Consider the following 16,643-nt stretch of genomic DNA (forward strand, 5'->3'; position numbering starts at 1 on the left):
TAATGTTGAGTTATGAAACTCAACGGTATGTTGTAATCCGTAGAGACGCTGCGCTTAACTCTACGGACAGGGCAGGTAATGGTCCTGAAACAAGTTCAGGGTGACGTATGGATAAGATAGGCGAGAGGACTCCAGACTAACGACTCCAGACTGAGGACTATTTTCCTGAAACAAGTTCAGGGTGACGTTGGAATAGGATAGGCTAGAGGACTCCTAACTCCAAGCTCTCAACTCCAAACTATTATGCGCCCAAGACTCCAGACTAACGACTCCAAACTCAGTACTTACCTCCGCTGCTTACCTTGATTCATAATCGCCTCTTTATTAATCGATTTATTCACTTTAACAGGTGCTTCAGCTTGTTTTCTTTTAAGATTACGGCGATAAGCACCAGTAAGCTTCTGCAAGAACTCCCTGAAGGTATCAAACTGTTGCGTGTACACTAAACCAAACGAGGTGACATTGGCTGTTGCGCTGATACCACTATTGAGGAAGATACTTTGCTGCGTAGGCGGTTTATTTGCCACTTTGCCCGTTAAGCTACCATCTTTCCTGATGAGGAACAAAGCCTCAACCTCGCTACCCACATTGTTTTTAGAGAAATCGATTACTGAGAAATCGTTAATACTATTTCGATCTACGATACCCGCATTCACAATCAGGCGATCGTTAAAGAACTTAAAGGAAGCGTTTGCCTCACTGAGCGATCTTACGTTTAAATCGACAAAGTTTAAATTTAATGAAGATAATACGTTGTTAAATTGATTAAATACCAGCTCAGTTGCTGTACTCGTAGCCGTAGAGCTCAATTGGTTACCAATAGATTCACCACCATTACCAGGAGCAAAACTTCTTCTGATAATTAAACTGAAAGCCTGAAGATTCAGGTTATTCTGATCACTGAAATACGTTTGTAATTCCTCTTTAATGGCAGGTTGAGAAGGGAAGTTAATATCCAGTTTAATATCAGGCTTCAATAACAGTCCACTCAAACCCATTTCAACTTCTGTATTTACCCGTTGGTTGGCGTTACTACTCGCATCGCGGTTAGCTGCCTTAAATAAATCGCTTAAGTTGGCCCTTAGCGCATAAATGGCCTTTAGGTTAATCTGTGCTGCGGTAGGATTACCCGTCCAGCGGATAGTACCCCCTTGTCTGATCTCGAATTTTTTATTGATTACCTCCTGGGCAGTAAAGTCAAAACTTCCCGTTTCAATGATATAATCGCCAGACATTTCAAAATCACCCAAACTGTTAATATTTAAATTCAGTTCTGCGTTACCCTTGCCGCTCAAATTGCCCAATGTGGTAAAAATATTAGCTGTAGTGTTCGGATCTATGGTTAATTTAAAAGTTAAGGTAAGGCCATCGAAATTGGTCGTTTTCTTAACCAGTTGCGTAGAATCGCGACTTACAAAATTGATGAAATCATTATCTGATACCGTTTCAGAGCTATTTAGTGGGAGATTGAAGATCGTACCCTTACCGGTTTTGGCCTTAATGTCAATCTTCATTTTACTGGTAGGGCCATTAAACTTAAACACACCGGTACCATAAGCCTTTCCATAATATATAGAATTGTCTTTTGATGTGGTATTTAAGGCCATGAAATCCTGGGCATTTAAGGTGACATCAAGCGTCGGATCATCAAGATTATTTAAGTCTACCGTTCCGTTTCCAACCGCCTCATGTCCTTCTAAGTCTTTTAACTTAAAGTCCTCTAAACGGATTACACTGTTTTCAATCTTAACATCATCAGTAATCACATAAGTAGTTTTGAGGTAATTTACCATCAATTGCCCTTCGTTTAAAGAAAGCGTACCATTAATTGCAGGTTTATCCAGTTTTCCTTTAATGGTTAAGTCAGAAGATATATTTCCTTTGAGGTTAGAAACCAGTTTTTTCACAAAAGGCTCCAGAACAGTAAGCTTGCTTTCATCCATTTTCACCTCCAAATCAATCTCTTTCTCTTTTAAGTCGAGCCCACCGGTGAGCTTAAAAGTTTCTGCATCTTCTACGTTGATTCTGGTGAATACATTGATTTTGCTGCTGCCGCTGTTGAAGGAAGAAGTATCAGTTAGCGTACCGATATAAATGTCGTTAAAGTTTAAAGAGTCGATCTTAATATCGTCGTTAATACGTGGTCCTTTTAATATGCCATAAAGATGGGTATTCCCGTTTAAGTTTCCACCCAGTTTTACCCCGAAGCCTTTGGTGAAAGGATTAAGCGTTTTGAGGTTGAAATCTTGGAAGCCTACCTTCAGCAGATCTTTCGGATCTTCAGAAATAAATCCATCTATGGTTACCTGTTGAGGGCCATTTGTCAGGTCAAAATTGCTAATCTCGGTTTTACCATTGTTTAGTACAATCCGTACCTTTTCCTGAATGCGCCATTCTTCACTGTTAATCTTTAAGATAGAAGGCAGGATGCTTAATCGGGCAGTGGTATCCTGGTTTTTAGTAAACTCTACCAAACCATTTAAATCCAGCTGATTGGCTTCATCAACGTTCGACATTTTAACGTTAAAGGCCAAACTATCGTTTCTCAGGATGTTGGAGATGTTCACATCCTTCATATACAAGCTATCATTAAGCTGTACCCGGTCTGAAGTTACAATAAGCTGTAGTTGTTCTTTAGTCGTGTTCTCATCCAGGATGATGTTGTTAACTACAATTCCCTTGTACTTGAGCTGCTTAACAAAGCCACTAAGTGCCGCAATGTTATTTCTAGAATCGAAATCACCAATTAAGGTAGCGCCCTCTTCCATTTCCAGACCAGGAGAGATGAGCTGGGCCAGAGGCTCAAACTTTTTAATCTGCAGGTTGAATTTGAAAATCTGTTCGTTATACTTGAAAATATCCGCTTTTAGTGAAGGAACATAAGTTTTTGCGATGGTTTTGTAGTAAGAAACAATAGAGTTTAAATCATATTTCCCACGGATACTGGCATCCAGGATATCTGATTTGATATCTAAATTTCTCGAAACACCGGTACCATTGGCTACCAGTTCTACTGAATCTACATGATAAACACCCTGTGGGTTTTGTAGTCTGATTTCCTGAATAAGTAGTCTGCCTTCGATATTATTGAGGTTGGTTCCCGAAAAGTTAGTTTGAAACTTGGCATCAACCATTAGAGAATCTTTTAAAAGATTAAGCGCCTTTAGCCTGGCCTTTGTAATTGTAGCATTAAAGTTAAATACAGGAAGCTTAGGATTAAGGTTTACCCCACCATCAAAAACCAGCTTCACGTTCCTGTCATTTATGCTTAGCTTACCATCAAAATAACGCTTGTCGAAAGTACCGTCTATTTTCACATTATGATACCGGTACTGGTTAAAATCAATGTAATCTACATCCCCATTAATTTTTTCCGTTAAATTTTTGAGTTCGGTACCACGGCCTTTTACATATAATGATGAGCTGATGCGGCCAAGACTTTTCTCATCAAGGAGATTGCCTATATTAAAATCAAAGGTTTTTACATTTCCGGTATACGAGGGAACATCGTTTTTGTCAATCTTCATGTTTACATCCGAAACAATGCGACCTAATTTGGTTTTAAATTCACCATAGGCAATAAAGTCATTCATAAATCCGGTAAAGTTACCGTTGAAGTTGATGTTCCCAAACTTGCTGATAATACTCGGGATGACCTTTTTCTTACTGTTGGTAATGCCTGCAACCACCTCATCTAAATCGGTTTTATTCGAGCCAGCCATTTCTATCTTAAGATCCATAAAGGTTTCCTTTAACCTTGGAAGTCCTTTTAAAATGAAATCGCCTTTGATATAGGTTGCTTTACCGGTTTTGACAGAAAGATTTTTAGCCTTTAGATTATTTACCAATCCTGAGATTTGTCCCTCTACATCTAAGTCTAGTTTCATATCAGCCAATTCAGGCGCAAAAAAAGCAACATCCCGAGAAGTGATGTGACTATCTTTGAAAATGGCTTTCATGCGTACATTGTCAATATAGTGGTTAAAATCCCTGAAAGTATTAAAGCGCATTTGATAGTAGTTAGTCAAACGGCTTTGGTTGGTTACCAGCAAAAGGTTTTGAAGTTCTATTGCATTGGTATCAATGGTGGCATCCGCTGTCAGATTTTTCAAGTAAAAGCCGCTGCGCTCCTTAAAGGTTAAACCTTTAATCTTCGTTTTTAGCAAATGATTTTTAGTATCTAAACCTTCAACAATACCACTAAGCTCTTTTAAATCTATATTATCGAAATTTATACTTTTACCTTGAACGGTATCCTTGGCCGCATAGTTTTTATACTTAAATGCGAACTTATTGAGGATCACACGTCCTATTCCGACCTCATATGGTTTTTTCTTCTTCTTTTTGACAGTAGGCTTACCAGAATCGAAGTAGTCTATTATAAAATCGAGATTAGAACGCTTATCTTTAAAGTCTTTTAAAAAGAAGTGCCCATCATTGATTTGGACCGTGTTGATATCAATAATTCTTTCTTTAAGAGAGAGCTTATTAATATCTACCAGGAACTTTGGCGTAAGGAGTAAAGTGTCTTTTTGCTGATCGAGAACGAGTAAATCTTCCAAAACAATAGATTTGAAAGGTTTTATATATAAGCTCTTAATGGAAATGGTGGTATTGAGTTCTTTGGATAAGTAAGCAGCAGCTTTCTTTGCAACAAAAGTCTGTACAGGCTTAAATTGTAAAGAAAAGATAATAAGTGCAAGCAGCAAAATTATTGATGCGATTACCCAAAGGAGTATTTTAAATAGTTTTTTAATAATTTTGCAGCTTAAATATTAATAATTTGTCTGTTATACTTGCTATTGAGTCCTCTTGCGATGATACTTCCGTTGCTGTATGTAACAACGGCAAAATTACTGCCAATGTTATTGCAAACCAAACAATTCATCAAAATTATGGTGGTGTAATTCCTGAATTAGCTTCAAGAGTACATCAACAAAATATTGTGCCCGCTGTTGCGCAGGCTTTAAAAGATGCCAATGTTACTAAACAAGACATTGAAGCCGTTGCTTTTACACGTGGCCCGGGCTTGTTGGGCTCTCTTTTGGTAGGTGTTTCTTTTGCTAAATCATTCGCTTTAGCATTAAATATACCGTTAATTTCTGTAAACCACATGCATGCCCATATTTTGGCACACTTTATTGATGATCCAAAACCGGAATTTCCTTTTCTATGCTTAACCGTTTCGGGTGGGCATACGCAAATTGTACTGGTAAAGGATTACTTCGATATGGAAATTGTTGGCGAAACTTTAGATGATGCAGCAGGAGAGGCTTTTGATAAGACGGCTAAAATTTTATCGCTTCCTTACCCGGGAGGGCCATTAATTGATAAACATGCACAGCTGGGCAATCCACTGGCTTTCAAATTTGCAGAACCTCAAATTCCAGAGTTGAATTTTAGCTTTAGTGGCTTTAAAACTTCCATCCTTTATTTTATTCAAAAGCAGGAAAAAGCAAATCCTAACTTTATTGCCGAAAATTTAAATGATATTTGCGCCTCAGTTCAACATAGCATTATTCAGATTTTAATGAATAAGGTTAAAAAGGCAGCGAAACAGTATAATGTAAAGCAAATTGCTATTGCAGGAGGAGTTTCTGCCAATTCGGGATTGCGAAATACGCTGAATAAAATGGCCGATGAATTGGGCTGGAAGGTTTACATCCCGGCTTTTCAGTATTGTACTGATAATGCAGGTATGATTGCGATTGCCGGATATCAAAAATTCTTGAAAGGAGATTTTATCGGGCAAGAAGTTTCGCCGCAAGCAAGGATGGAATTTTAAGGAGTAATTTAGCTTGGTAATGGCTGAGCTGCTGAGTTAGTTAATTGCTTAACTGCCTAATTGTTTGAACTGTTTAATTGAAAACTGAATACTGATAACTGAACATGACTGGAGCATCATTAATATTTTGGATAGTTTGTGCACTACCACTAATTGGAGTTTTATACTACCTTATTAGAAAAGATAAAAATAAATTAAAGGGGAGCTGGGGCGTGATTATTTTAGGCGCTTTGGTTATTGCGGCGCTTTTAGTTATTGTATATGTAACCAAAGATTTTAATGCCATGTTTAGCCAGGGGAATTAACTTTAATAAACTTATTATACCAAAAGAGCCTGCTTAGTTGATAAGCAGGCTCTTTTTTTATGAAGATGGGTAATCTATTTTTCTTCTAAATGTTCACCAGTAACTTCGGCTTTGATTTTAGTTTCCAGCTCTTCTGCCAATTCCGGATTATCCATTAAAAGTTGCTTAACGGCGTCTCTACCCTGGCCCAATTTAGTATCTCCATAAGAGAACCATGACCCCGCTTTTTTAATGATACCAAAGTCAACACCTAGATCGATGATTTCTCCATTTTTTGAAATTCCTTCGCCAAACATGACATCGAATTCTGCGATACGGAAAGGTGGAGCCACTTTATTTTTAACAATTTTTACTTTAACGCGGTTACCGGATACTTCATCAGAATCTTTAATTTGAGAAGTACGACGGATATCTAAACGTACTGAAGCATAGAATTTTAATGCATTACCACCCGTTGTGGTTTCAGGGTTACCAAACATTACACCAATCTTATCACGTAACTGATTGATGAAGATACAGCAACATCCGGTTTTTGAAATGGTTCCGGTTAATTTACGTAAGGCCTGACTCATTAAACGAGCGTGTAAGCCCATTTTACTGTCACCCATTTCACCTTCAATCTCACTTTTTGGTACTAAGGCTGCAACAGAGTCAATTACGATTACATCAATGGCACCAGAGCGGATTAAGTTATCGGCAATTTCCAATGCCTGCTCACCATTATCTGGTTGAGAGATCAGGAGATTGTCGGTATCAACACCTAATTTCTTAGCATAAAACTGATCAAAAGCATGCTCCGCATCAATAAATGCAGCAATGCCACCTTTTTTTTGTGCTTCGGCAATGATGTGTGTAGCCAAGGTTGTTTTACCAGAAGATTCCGGTCCATAAATTTCAATGATACGACCTTTAGGAATACCGCCAATGCCTAAAGCAATATCTAAACTGATAGAACCAGTAGAAATGAATTCTATAGGTTCAACAGCAGTATCACCTAATTTCATGATGGTTCCTTTACCGTATGATTTTTCTAATTTATCTAGGGTTAATTGTAGGGCTTTTAATTTATCTGCGTTTGCGCTCATGTTCTGTTAAATCTGTTCGTAAATATAAGGTTATATCGGCTAAAAATCTAAATGTGTAATACTAAAATATTTAGCTAAGGTAAAAGTTTTTTGGCTAATGTCAATAGTAAATTGAAAATAATTTTAAGAAGTGGTTTTTTCCTTTTCCCTTAATGCATTCTGGCGTTCAAAATAGCGGCACATGTAGGTAATTTCACAAACTTCACACTTGGGGCTTCTGGCAAGGCAAACATATCTGCCATGCAAAATAAGCCAATGGTGAGCAATATGAATATCTTGTTGGGGTAAATGTTTAACCAGGTCTTTTTCTACCGCTAAAGGTGTTTTGCCATTGGTTAGGCCCAGGCGATTGGCTACACGAAATACATGGGTATCAACAGCCATTGCCGGGGCATTGTAAATAACAGATGCAATTACATTCGCTGTTTTTCTTCCTACTCCAGGCATTTTCTGAAGTTGATCTACATCCGAGGGTACCTCGTCGTTAAAATCGTGTAACAACATATTGGCCATCCCAACCAAATGTTTGGCCTTGTTATTAGGATAGCTAATGCTTCTGATATAATCAAAAACAATGTCTGGTGTAACTTCGGCCAAGGCCTTAGCATTAGGGAAGCGTTGAAAAAGTGCAGGCGTTACCATGTTTACCCTTTTATCGGTACACTGTGCAGAGAGAATTACTGCAACTAAAAGCTGGTAAGGATTATTGTAATGTAACTCTGTTTCTGCATCGGGCTGTTTAGCCGAAAAATGTTCTACAAAAAGTTTATACCTTTCTTTTTTAAGCATGGGCAAATATAAAGAATTGATTGCGGACGGATTAACGTTTAAGCCCGGTTTATTTCTGCAATTAAGTTATCGCATTCTGCAAAAGCATGATATAAAAATTTATTTCGGTGCTTTTCTCCCTGTCCGCTAAAGGATATGGATTTCATGATCAGGCCCTGCATCCAGTTTTTTGTTTGCAGGCAGTAAGGCTGGTCTTCTGTTCGTAAATAGTTAAAGGTGTTGAAGCGATTGTAGCAGGCCATGCGATCTTTGAAATCGATTAGGTAAGAGATACTGCCTAAAACATCGCAATTGTACCAGTTAAAGGTATGGCTGGGATCAATGGTTTTCTTACTGGCAATGGCGTACATATTCATGTCGGTGAGGCAATACCGTACCTGCTCAATAATTTGTTCGGCAAGGATAGGAGAGATGTATCTCGCTTCGTAAGCATAGCGAATCTGCTCAATGGTGCCATGAACGGTATCTTTTGCCCAAATTTCAGTAGAAGGGATTTCCAGGTAGAGTTGATTTAGTGCTTTAGCCAGGCTGATGATTTCATCCGTAAAGATGCTGGGGTCAAATTTAGTATCAGCATTCATCACACTGTCCGACCAATAAAAAAGCTTAAAGCAGGTGAGCTCAGGGTATTTAAAAAAGTGGAAAAGCGGAATGTCATCTGTGGTGATTGTGATGTGCTTGCTCTTGCTTAAGTGTATGACTTGCAGGTTTTTTAGGAGATCTTTCAGATACAATAGCATATTCGGTATTTCCTGATCAACACTCAAATAATCGAAGGTAACGGTTGGTAGTTGATCTGGCTTATATAAGAATGGAATCCCAAAATGATCAGAGAGCCTGATAATCTGCTGCAGATTTAAAATACTGTTACCCCTTATTTTCTTATACGCCTCGTTGGTGCTGATGGTTAACACTTCTGCTACGGTTTGCGCCAGATTCTGATAATCGGGGATAGTGGATTTGATGCTATTAAAGAAATCTATCTGATTGTGCATATTTTTAATCCTTTATGATAAATATATTGAAATTAATATCTTTTGAAGAGGCTTACTTATATTAAATTGGCTTAACGATTTATAATAATACAAGAAAGCAAATTATTTCTCTTTAAAATGGTAGTGAATATTGCTTTTGTATTCTTTAGAGATAATCCGATTCTTGTTGTCACAATATCTTTGATTAAACTTTTTAAATCAACAGATATGAAAACTTTAAGTATAGTACTCCTTTTGGTGTGCATCACTTTAGGCGCAAGGGCGCAAACAGAAACTCCCCAATTTTTTGATCATTTGGGAATGGGATTTGAGCTGGGCGCGGCAACCCTGAAGAAACCAATGTTATCAGGCTTTTTAAAATACCGCAAAACGAACAATTATTTAAAGTTTAAAGCGGCTTCGGTATTACAGGAAAGCTATGAGGTGAATGTGAATGGAGAGGAGCAAACAAGACCTGGTTTATCTGAACTGAGTTTAGTACTTGGGAAAATGATCCAGCTAAAAAATGACAGTTATTTTGAATTAGGTACTGGCCCTGCCATTCTCGTGGATTTAAAGAAGTATGATGGCTCAAATAGCGATTCGAACAGGGATAAAATTATACAACGAAACGCGGCGGGCTTAACTGCCGAACTGAGGTATATGTTTCGCTTTGCGGGTACGCTCGGACTCTCCTTATCAGTGAACGGAAACCTGAACCAGCAGAAGAGTTTTGCTACCGCTGGCTTTGGTTTGGTGTTTATGGATCGCGATCTATAAGCAGGAACTTGAATATTATTCTATTGCTAAATCATAATTTATAAAGAATGAAAACTAGAATTATAGCATCTGTTTTGTTTTTAATTGCGGCCAATTCATTTGCTCAACAAAATCATAGAAAATATTTTCCCTTGGGATTGTTTCATAAACCCAATGCAGAAATTACTGGTATTTCGGTTGGGTTGTTTTCGGGTATGAATGATAAACAAGTCAATACCACAACGAATGGGTTGAGGTTAGAATTTGTTGGTTTAGGTGTGCTATTCCCTCTTGTACCTAAGAGTCCACTTAGTGAAAATGATAGCTTGATAGCTAATTCAGGTGTTGAGTTTACTGAAAAAATTAATGGGATAAATATCTCTGGAACAGGAACTATTTGTGCTGATTGTATTGTTAATGGTATCACGATCGGTACAGTTAGCCAATATCTTTACGCTAGTAACGGAGCAACAATTTCACTATTAATGACTGTTATTGATCGGCAAAATGGTGTTCAATTATCTGCATTTAATGAGAGCCATCTGCTAAAGGGTGTTCAGGTAGGGGTTAGCAATTATTCGCTTTTCGTCAATGGACTTCAAGTGGGGGTTATTGGAAATTATGCTAGGAAAATCCACGGAATACAAATAGGCTTTTTTAATAAGACTGCTAACTTAAAAGGAATGCAGGTGGGCATATGGAACATAAATCAAAAAAGAAAAATGCCGTTTATTAATTGGAATTTTAATCAGTGATCTTATTTACATAATTTCTTTCCAATTCTTAATGCATCATCACAAACTTTTCTTCGCGCTCTTCTTCAACCGTTTCGCCTGGAGTGGAACGGTTGTTTCTGATTAACCAAAAAGCAAAGAAAGAACCTACAAGCGCCATAGCAGCACCAACATAAGCAGGAGAAGTATAATCGAATCCATAGGCTAAAGGTAAGCCACCGAAAAATGCACCTAACGCATTGCCAATATTAAAACTGGCCTGACTGGCAGAAGCAGCAAGCATTTCAGAACCCTTTGCAGATTGGATCATGAGCATTTGTATTGGGGCAGCCAAAGAAAAGGCTACAGCGCCGGTAATAAATGTCATAATTAGAGCTAACACTTGATTGTCTGAAACAAAATGCACAATAGTTAGCGTGATAACCATTACAATTAATAAGGCTGCTGAAGCTTTTGCTGGTGAAAATTTATCAGCCAAGATGCCGCCAATAAAGTTACCCACCATCATACCTACGCCTGCAAGCATTAAAATATAGGTTACATTGTTAGCCGAGAAACCAGCAACCTCGGTCATTAATGGTGCAATGTAGCTGTACCAGGTAAATAATCCACCTGTTCCAATAGAGATCATGAAAATAATAATCCAGGCCTCTCTCTTTTTAAAGAAGCCCAATTCAGATTTTAAATCACGGTTTTTAGCCGCTTCTAAGGCAGGTAACCAAAGTTTTAAACTCAATAAAGTAACTAATCCCACAAACACCACTACGGCGAAAGATATTCTCCAGGAAAAGTTATGACCTATAAATGTACCTAGCGGAACACCGACAATATTGGCAATGGTTAATCCCATAAACATTAACGATACTGCCTGAGCAGCTTTCCCCTTCTCTGCAATGCGACTGGCTACAACAGAACCAACGCCAAAAAATGCTCCATGAGGCAAGCCAGATAAAAGTCGTGCAATAAATAAGGTCGTAAAGGTGGGGGCAAAGGCAGAAAATGCATTGAACACCGTAAACATTACCATCAAAGCCAGAAGGATTTTTTTAGGTGGGTATTTCCCGGCAATCATAATTAATAAGGGTGCACCAATTACAACTCCCAGCGCATATGCAGATATTAAATAACCCGCTTTCGGTATGCTTATAGATAGATCTTTGGCGATATCGGGCAACAAACCCATCATCACGAATTCTGTAATTCCAATGCCTAAGCCGCCTAAAGTGAGGGGTAAAAATTTCTTTTGCATAATCTACATAGTGTTAAAAATACACTATGTAAAGGTACGGGTTTTTTGAAAACTGATTTGTAATAATTAAGCAATCTTGTCCATGGTCCGTGACACACGGAACATGACTTAATAATGGTCTGTCACACGGACCATGCTCAGTTCGCTGTCTTATATTCGGATAGTTTAATAATGATCTGTCACACAGACCATGACTTAATAATGGTCTGTGTGACACAGACCATGGGCCATGGGCAATAAAAAAAGGCTGCTTTACCGGGTAAAGCAGCCTTTGCTGGTGGTGAAATTTACTTTGTTTTGCTGTAAGCAAGAATGTTGTTGATGATATCGTCACTAGGACTTTTCATCAAGCTATCTAACTTATTTTTGATCTGGTCATAAAATAAGTTGATTTCTGCATCAGATTCATTATCAGTTGACGACTGAAACATGTTTTGAAGGGGTAAATTTGCACTTGTTTTCGATGTAGAGGTTTTTGTCATAAGCAACTAAATGTGATAAGTTTTATAAACTTAACGATAGTTCAGATGCTTTATTTCAAACGCTAATACATTTTTTGTAACAAATTCGCTACCCTTTGTAGCTTACCTCTTTTGTTTTAAGCATTTTCCTCAAATTGCTCAGGGCGTAACGCATACGTCCCAATGCAGTATTGATGCTTACATCAGTTAAATCTGCTATTTCTTTGAAGCTTAGATCGGCATAGTGGCGCATTAAAAGCACTTCTTTTTGCTCATCTGGCAATAAGTGAATCATGGCTTTTAAGTCTTTATGTGTTTGATCACGGAGCATTCTATCTTCTGCACTCTCATCATAAAAGTGTAGCATATTGAATACATCCACTCCGTCGGCACTGGTGATGATGGGTGTGCGTTTTTCTTTTCTGAAATAATCTATAACCAGGTTATGCGCAATACGCATTACCCAAGGTAAAAATTTACCTTCCTCGTTATATCTTCCGGATCGCAATGTGTTAATTACTTTTATAAAAGCATCTTGAAAAATATCTTCCGCCAGATATTGGTCTTTCACCAATAAGTAGATAGAAGTATAAATTTTACTTTTATGTCTTCTTAAAAGTTCTTGCAATCCACTCTCGTTACCGGCAATATATAACTTTACCAGTTCCTGATCATTATTTGATTGTAAATTCATAGGTATACCTACACTAAATCCCGTACTATTTGCTAAAAATTAATTTGTAGATGTTTAATTTCTATAGCTTCTCTCCTATGTTTTTTTGATGTGTTAGTTTGGTTCTGAGGTTGTTAATATTCAAAGAAAGTATTTTTTTTATCAAAAAACAAAAAATAAAATGTTAAAAAATAAATTAACCGTCTCAGTACCCTATTTTTGTATGTTTTTAAAAACCCAATCATAACTTCTGGGTTATGTTTTAAAACCTTTATTATTCATGAGCAAAAAAGAAGCCGAAAAAGATCCGCACAGAAATATTATTATAAAAGGTGCCCGGGTGCACAACCTTAAAAATATAGATGTTGCCATCCCAAAAAATAAATTAGTGGTGGTAACGGGTATGTCAGGCTCTGGAAAATCTTCTTTAGCTTTCGATACATTATATGCAGAAGGACAACGCCGGTATGTAGAGAGCTTATCGGCCTATGCCCGCCAGTTTATGGGGAGGATGAATAAGCCTGATGTAGATTATATTAAAGGTATTGCACCTGCCATTGCGATAGAACAAAAGGTGATAACCTCGAACCCACGCTCTACAGTAGGTACTTCTACAGAAATATACGATTATTTAAAACTTCTATTTTCCCGTATAGGAAAAACCATTTCTCCGATATCAGGTCAGGAAGTTAAAAAGGATTCGGTAAGCACAGTGGTAGATTATGTAAGTAAGCTTGAAGATGGCACTACTGTTACAATTTTTTGCCCGCTATATCCACATAACAACCGAACCATTAAAGAAGAATTGGCTATCCTGCTTCAAAAAGGTTTTTTACGGGTGTTGATAAAAAATAAAATTGAAAAGATTGAATCGATCTTAGATGATGCCACCTTTAAAGATCAGGAGCTTACTGACGACAAAACTGTACAGATTCTAATCGACAGGATTGTATCCAATCAGGAGGAAGAAACTTTAAGCCGATTGGCCGATTCGGTTCAAACGGCATTTTTTGAGGGTAAAGGCGATTGTTACGTAGAGGCTAATGGAGAAACCAAGCATTTCAGCGATCGTTTTGAGCTGGATGAGATGCGTTTTGAAGAGCCAACACCTAACTTCTTCTCTTTTAATAATCCTTACGGTGCTTGTAAGCGCTGCGAGGGTTATGGAAATGTAATTGGTATTGATGAGGATCTGGTTGTTCCGGATAAGAGTAAAAGTGTTTACGACAATGCTATCGCCCCATGGCGTGGTGAGAAAATGGGCGTTTGGTTGCAGAACTTTATCAGAGCTTCTTCCAAATTTGATTTCCCTATTCACAGGCCATTTAGCCAGCTTACTGAAAAGGAGCAACGGTTACTGTGGGTGGGTAACAAGTATTTTGCTGGTTTAGATGATTTCTTTAAAGAACTGGAAGAGCAAACTTATAAAATTCAATATCGGGTAATGTTATCTCGTTACCGCGGAAAAACAACCTGTCCTGATTGTAAGGGATCTCGTTTACGAAAAGATGCTTCTTATGTAAAAATCGCAGGTAAATCTATTATTGATGTGGTGTTAATGCCGCTGGCCAAAGCCTTAATTTTCTTTGATAATTTAGATTTATCAGAAAACGACCGTAAAATATCTAAACGGTTGTTGGCAGAGATCAATAACCGGTTCCTGTATTTAAACAATGTTGGTTTAGGTTATTTAACCTTAAACCGGCTGTCCAACACGTTGTCAGGTGGAGAATCGCAAAGAATTAACCTGGCTACCTCTTTGGGTAGTAGTTTAGTGGGCTCTATCTATGTTTTGGATGAGCCGAGTATTGGCTTACACCCTCGCGATACCAATAAGCTTATAGAGGTTTTACTCTCTTTGCGCAATGTAGGTAATACGGTGTTGGTGGTTGAACATGAAGAGGAGATGATGCGTGCTGCAGATTATATAATCGATATTGGTCCTGAAGCAGGTACCAATGGCGGTAATTTAGTGTTTAGCGGCGATTATGAAGCCATATTAAAGGATAAGAAAAGCTTAACTGGAAAATATCTTTCAGGTGAAGAGAAAATAGCCATCCCAGAAAAACGCCGCAAATGGAAGGATCATATCCTTATTAAGGGCGCAAGGGAGAATAACCTGAAAGGGATTGATGTTAAATTTCCACTAGGTGTATTTACGGCTGTGAGTGGTGTTTCTGGATCTGGAAAGACCAGTTTAGTAAAAAAGATTTTATATTCTGCTTTGCAGAAAGCCATTGGTAACTACGCAGGTGAACAAACGGGGGCTTACGATGGAATTTTTGGTAACTACGATTTGGTTAGTGGTGTAGAATTGGTTGATCAAAATCCTATCGGGAGATCAAGCCGTTCTAATCCGGTTACCTATGTAAAAGCATGGGATGATATTCGGGCTTTGTTTTCAGCATTGCCAGCATCAAAAGCAGCGGGACTAAAACCTGCAGCCTTTTCTTTTAACGTAGAAGGAGGTAGATGCGATGTTTGTCAGGGTGAGGGAGAGGTAAAGATTGAAATGCAGTTTATGGCTGATATTTATTTGCCATGCGAAGCTTGCGGAGGAAAACGGTTTAAGCAGCAGGTATTAGATATCACTTATAAAGAGAAAAATGTATCCGATATTTTGGATATGACCATAGATGAAGCAGTAGAATTCTTTAAGGATGAAGCCAAAATTCTGGCTAAACTTAACCCCTTGGTTGATGTTGGTTTAGGCTATGTTCATTTGGGGCAATCATCTAATACACTATCTGGAGGTGAGGCACAGCGGATTAAATTGGCATCGTTTCTAATTAAGGGAAATAATGCCCATAAAACCTTGTTTATTTTCGATGAGCCTACTACTGGCTTGCATTTTCATGATATTAAAAAGCTGTTGAAGGCACTTAATACATTAATAGAACAAGGAAATACAATCTTGGTTATAGAGCACAATATGGACATGATTAAATGTGCCGATTGGGTAATTGATATTGGTCCGGAAGGCGGCGACGGCGGAGGAAGTGTGGTGTTTGAGGGAGTTCCAGAAGACCTGGTAAAAGAAAAAACTTCTTATACTGGTCAGTATTTGGCTTCTCATTTAAATATAAATCCATAATTTCGGCAATGCTATTTTTAACGTTTTTCATCGGAGTACTCTTAAATGCCATGGGATATATACCCCCAGGCAATATTAACCTAACGGTAGCTAAACTTGCCATAAACAAAGGCATGCGCCAGGTTTGGTACTTTATCATCTCCTTTTCATGCGTAGAGGTATTTTTTACTTTCGGTATGATGCGTTTTGCCCGTTGGGCGATGAGTGATATCAATCCAAATTCGGCTATTAGCGAGGTGAGGTTGGGTACTTTGGTCGATTGCTTTATGATCCTGATGTTTATCGTTATGGGAACCATCACCTGGTTGCATCGTAAGAAAGTACCCAAAACCAGTAAAAAGGAAGAAGATAAACGCAGTGGCAGTGTTTTGTATGGCTTGATTTTAGGTGTGCTCAACCCTGTTCAAATTCCTTTTTGGTTATTCTTTGGAAACTACGTTATCCTTCATGATTGGATCAATACAGACTATCTTTCACTCGTAATTTTTAGTTTAGGATCTGGGCTGGGATCAACGCTGGCTTTGTACCTATATGCTCATTTTGCACAATACATTCAAGAGAAATTTGCCTTGAGCAGTATCATCATCAATAAATCAATTGCTATTTTCTTGTTCGCATTAGCAGCCTATTTGATTGTTAAGCAAGCGGTTGTTGTTTTTTAGTATCAAGAATCTAGTAGCTAGTATCAAGTATCAAGTATCGAGTATCAAGATTTCAGTATCAAGATTTGAGAAT

Annotated in this window: 13 protein-coding genes; 6 read left to right on the plus strand and 7 right to left on the minus strand. The window is 38.0% G+C overall.

Annotation, left to right across the window (positions count from 1 at the left end; genetic code table 11):
• Window positions 1-284: 284 nt before the first annotated feature.
• Complete coding sequence (locus BMX11_RS08230; RefSeq protein WP_090883349.1) at window positions 285-4,709, minus strand: translocation/assembly module TamB domain-containing protein; 4,425 nt, start codon at window positions 4,707-4,709, stop codon at window positions 285-287.
• Between the two features lie 74 nt (window positions 4,710-4,783).
• Between BMX11_RS08230 and tsaD the strand changes: the two genes are divergently transcribed.
• On the plus strand, window positions 4,784-5,785 hold the full coding sequence (gene tsaD / locus BMX11_RS08235) for a tRNA (adenosine(37)-N6)-threonylcarbamoyltransferase complex transferase subunit TsaD (RefSeq protein WP_090883351.1): 1,002 nt from the start codon (window positions 4,784-4,786) through the stop codon (window positions 5,783-5,785).
• Window positions 5,786-5,889: 104 nt separating this feature from the next.
• Window positions 5,890-6,090 (plus strand): hypothetical protein, encoded by a 201-nt coding sequence (locus tag BMX11_RS08240; RefSeq protein WP_090883353.1) that lies wholly within the window; start codon window positions 5,890-5,892, stop codon window positions 6,088-6,090.
• A 74-nt stretch (window positions 6,091-6,164) separates the two neighbouring features.
• Here BMX11_RS08240 and recA read toward each other — a convergent pair whose 3' ends face one another.
• The 3 genes from recA to BMX11_RS08255 form a co-directional block, all read right to left on the minus strand.
• Complete coding sequence (gene recA, locus BMX11_RS08245; RefSeq protein ID WP_090883355.1) at window positions 6,165-7,175, minus strand: recombinase RecA; 1,011 nt, start codon at window positions 7,173-7,175, stop codon at window positions 6,165-6,167.
• 123 nt (window positions 7,176-7,298) lie between these two features.
• Entirely contained in the window at window positions 7,299-7,964 is a 666-nt protein-coding gene (gene nth, locus BMX11_RS08250; protein WP_090883357.1) for an endonuclease III, read from the minus strand.
• 38 nt (window positions 7,965-8,002) lie between these two features.
• Complete coding sequence (locus tag BMX11_RS08255; RefSeq protein WP_090883359.1) at window positions 8,003-8,959, minus strand: helix-turn-helix domain-containing protein; 957 nt, start codon at window positions 8,957-8,959, stop codon at window positions 8,003-8,005.
• Window positions 8,960-9,166: 207 nt separating this feature from the next.
• On the opposite strand from BMX11_RS08255, the gene BMX11_RS08260 reads away from it, so the two are divergent.
• Window positions 9,167-9,718 carry a hypothetical protein gene (locus tag BMX11_RS08260; RefSeq protein WP_139180147.1) on the plus strand — a complete coding sequence of 184 codons (552 nt, stop codon included), beginning with the start codon at window positions 9,167-9,169 and terminating at the stop codon, window positions 9,716-9,718.
• A gap of 47 nt (window positions 9,719-9,765) precedes the next feature.
• Entirely contained in the window at window positions 9,766-10,452 is a 687-nt protein-coding gene (locus BMX11_RS08265; RefSeq protein ID WP_090883363.1) for an LA_2272 family surface repeat-containing protein, read from the plus strand.
• 28 nt (window positions 10,453-10,480) lie between these two features.
• Here BMX11_RS08265 and BMX11_RS08270 read toward each other — a convergent pair whose 3' ends face one another.
• From BMX11_RS08270 to BMX11_RS08280, 3 genes are all read right to left on the minus strand, one after another.
• On the minus strand, window positions 10,481-11,680 hold the full coding sequence (locus BMX11_RS08270) for an MFS transporter (protein WP_090883365.1): 1,200 nt from the start codon (window positions 11,678-11,680) through the stop codon (window positions 10,481-10,483).
• A gap of 287 nt (window positions 11,681-11,967) precedes the next feature.
• Window positions 11,968-12,162: a hypothetical protein gene (locus BMX11_RS08275; protein ID WP_090883367.1), complete on the minus strand. Its 195-nt coding sequence runs from the start codon at window positions 12,160-12,162 to the stop codon at window positions 11,968-11,970.
• Between the two features lie 88 nt (window positions 12,163-12,250).
• The gene (locus BMX11_RS08280) at window positions 12,251-12,835 is read right to left on the minus strand and encodes an RNA polymerase sigma factor (RefSeq protein ID WP_090883368.1); all 585 of its coding nucleotides are present in this window, start codon (window positions 12,833-12,835) and stop codon (window positions 12,251-12,253) included.
• Window positions 12,836-13,094: 259 nt separating this feature from the next.
• Between BMX11_RS08280 and uvrA the strand changes: the two genes are divergently transcribed.
• Window positions 13,095-15,908, plus strand: a complete 2,814-nt coding sequence (gene uvrA / locus BMX11_RS08285; RefSeq protein ID WP_090883371.1) for an excinuclease ABC subunit UvrA — start codon at window positions 13,095-13,097, stop codon at window positions 15,906-15,908.
• Window positions 15,909-15,958: 50 nt separating this feature from the next.
• The gene (locus BMX11_RS08290; RefSeq protein WP_245738614.1) at window positions 15,959-16,570 is read left to right on the plus strand and encodes a LysE family transporter; all 612 of its coding nucleotides are present in this window, start codon (window positions 15,959-15,961) and stop codon (window positions 16,568-16,570) included.
• Window positions 16,571-16,643 lie beyond the last annotated feature (73 nt).

This window comes from Pedobacter rhizosphaerae, from assembly GCF_900111155.1.
GTDB lineage: Bacteria > Bacteroidota > Bacteroidia > Sphingobacteriales > Sphingobacteriaceae > Pedobacter > Pedobacter rhizosphaerae.

Excerpts from the sequence above, each read along its gene's own strand:
- BMX11_RS08240 (WP_090883353.1), top strand. The coding sequence starts at position 5,890 with ATGACTGGAGCATCATTAATATTTTGGATAGTTTGTGCACTACCACTA.
- recA (WP_090883355.1), bottom strand. The coding sequence starts at position 7,175 with ATGAGCGCAAACGCAGATAAATTAAAAGCCCTACAATTAACCCTAGAT.
- nth (WP_090883357.1), bottom strand. The coding sequence starts at position 7,964 with ATGCTTAAAAAAGAAAGGTATAAACTTTTTGTAGAACATTTTTCGGCT.
- BMX11_RS08255 (WP_090883359.1), bottom strand. The coding sequence starts at position 8,959 with ATGCACAATCAGATAGATTTCTTTAATAGCATCAAATCCACTATCCCC.
- BMX11_RS08260 (WP_139180147.1), top strand. The coding sequence starts at position 9,167 with ATGAAAACTTTAAGTATAGTACTCCTTTTGGTGTGCATCACTTTAGGC.
- BMX11_RS08265 (WP_090883363.1), top strand. The coding sequence starts at position 9,766 with ATGAAAACTAGAATTATAGCATCTGTTTTGTTTTTAATTGCGGCCAAT.
- BMX11_RS08270 (WP_090883365.1), bottom strand. The coding sequence starts at position 11,680 with ATGCAAAAGAAATTTTTACCCCTCACTTTAGGCGGCTTAGGCATTGGA.
- BMX11_RS08275 (WP_090883367.1), bottom strand. The coding sequence starts at position 12,162 with ATGACAAAAACCTCTACATCGAAAACAAGTGCAAATTTACCCCTTCAA.
- BMX11_RS08280 (WP_090883368.1), bottom strand. The coding sequence starts at position 12,835 with ATGAATTTACAATCAAATAATGATCAGGAACTGGTAAAGTTATATATT.
- uvrA (WP_090883371.1), top strand. The coding sequence starts at position 13,095 with ATGAGCAAAAAAGAAGCCGAAAAAGATCCGCACAGAAATATTATTATA.
- BMX11_RS08290 (WP_245738614.1), top strand. The coding sequence starts at position 15,959 with ATGGGATATATACCCCCAGGCAATATTAACCTAACGGTAGCTAAACTT.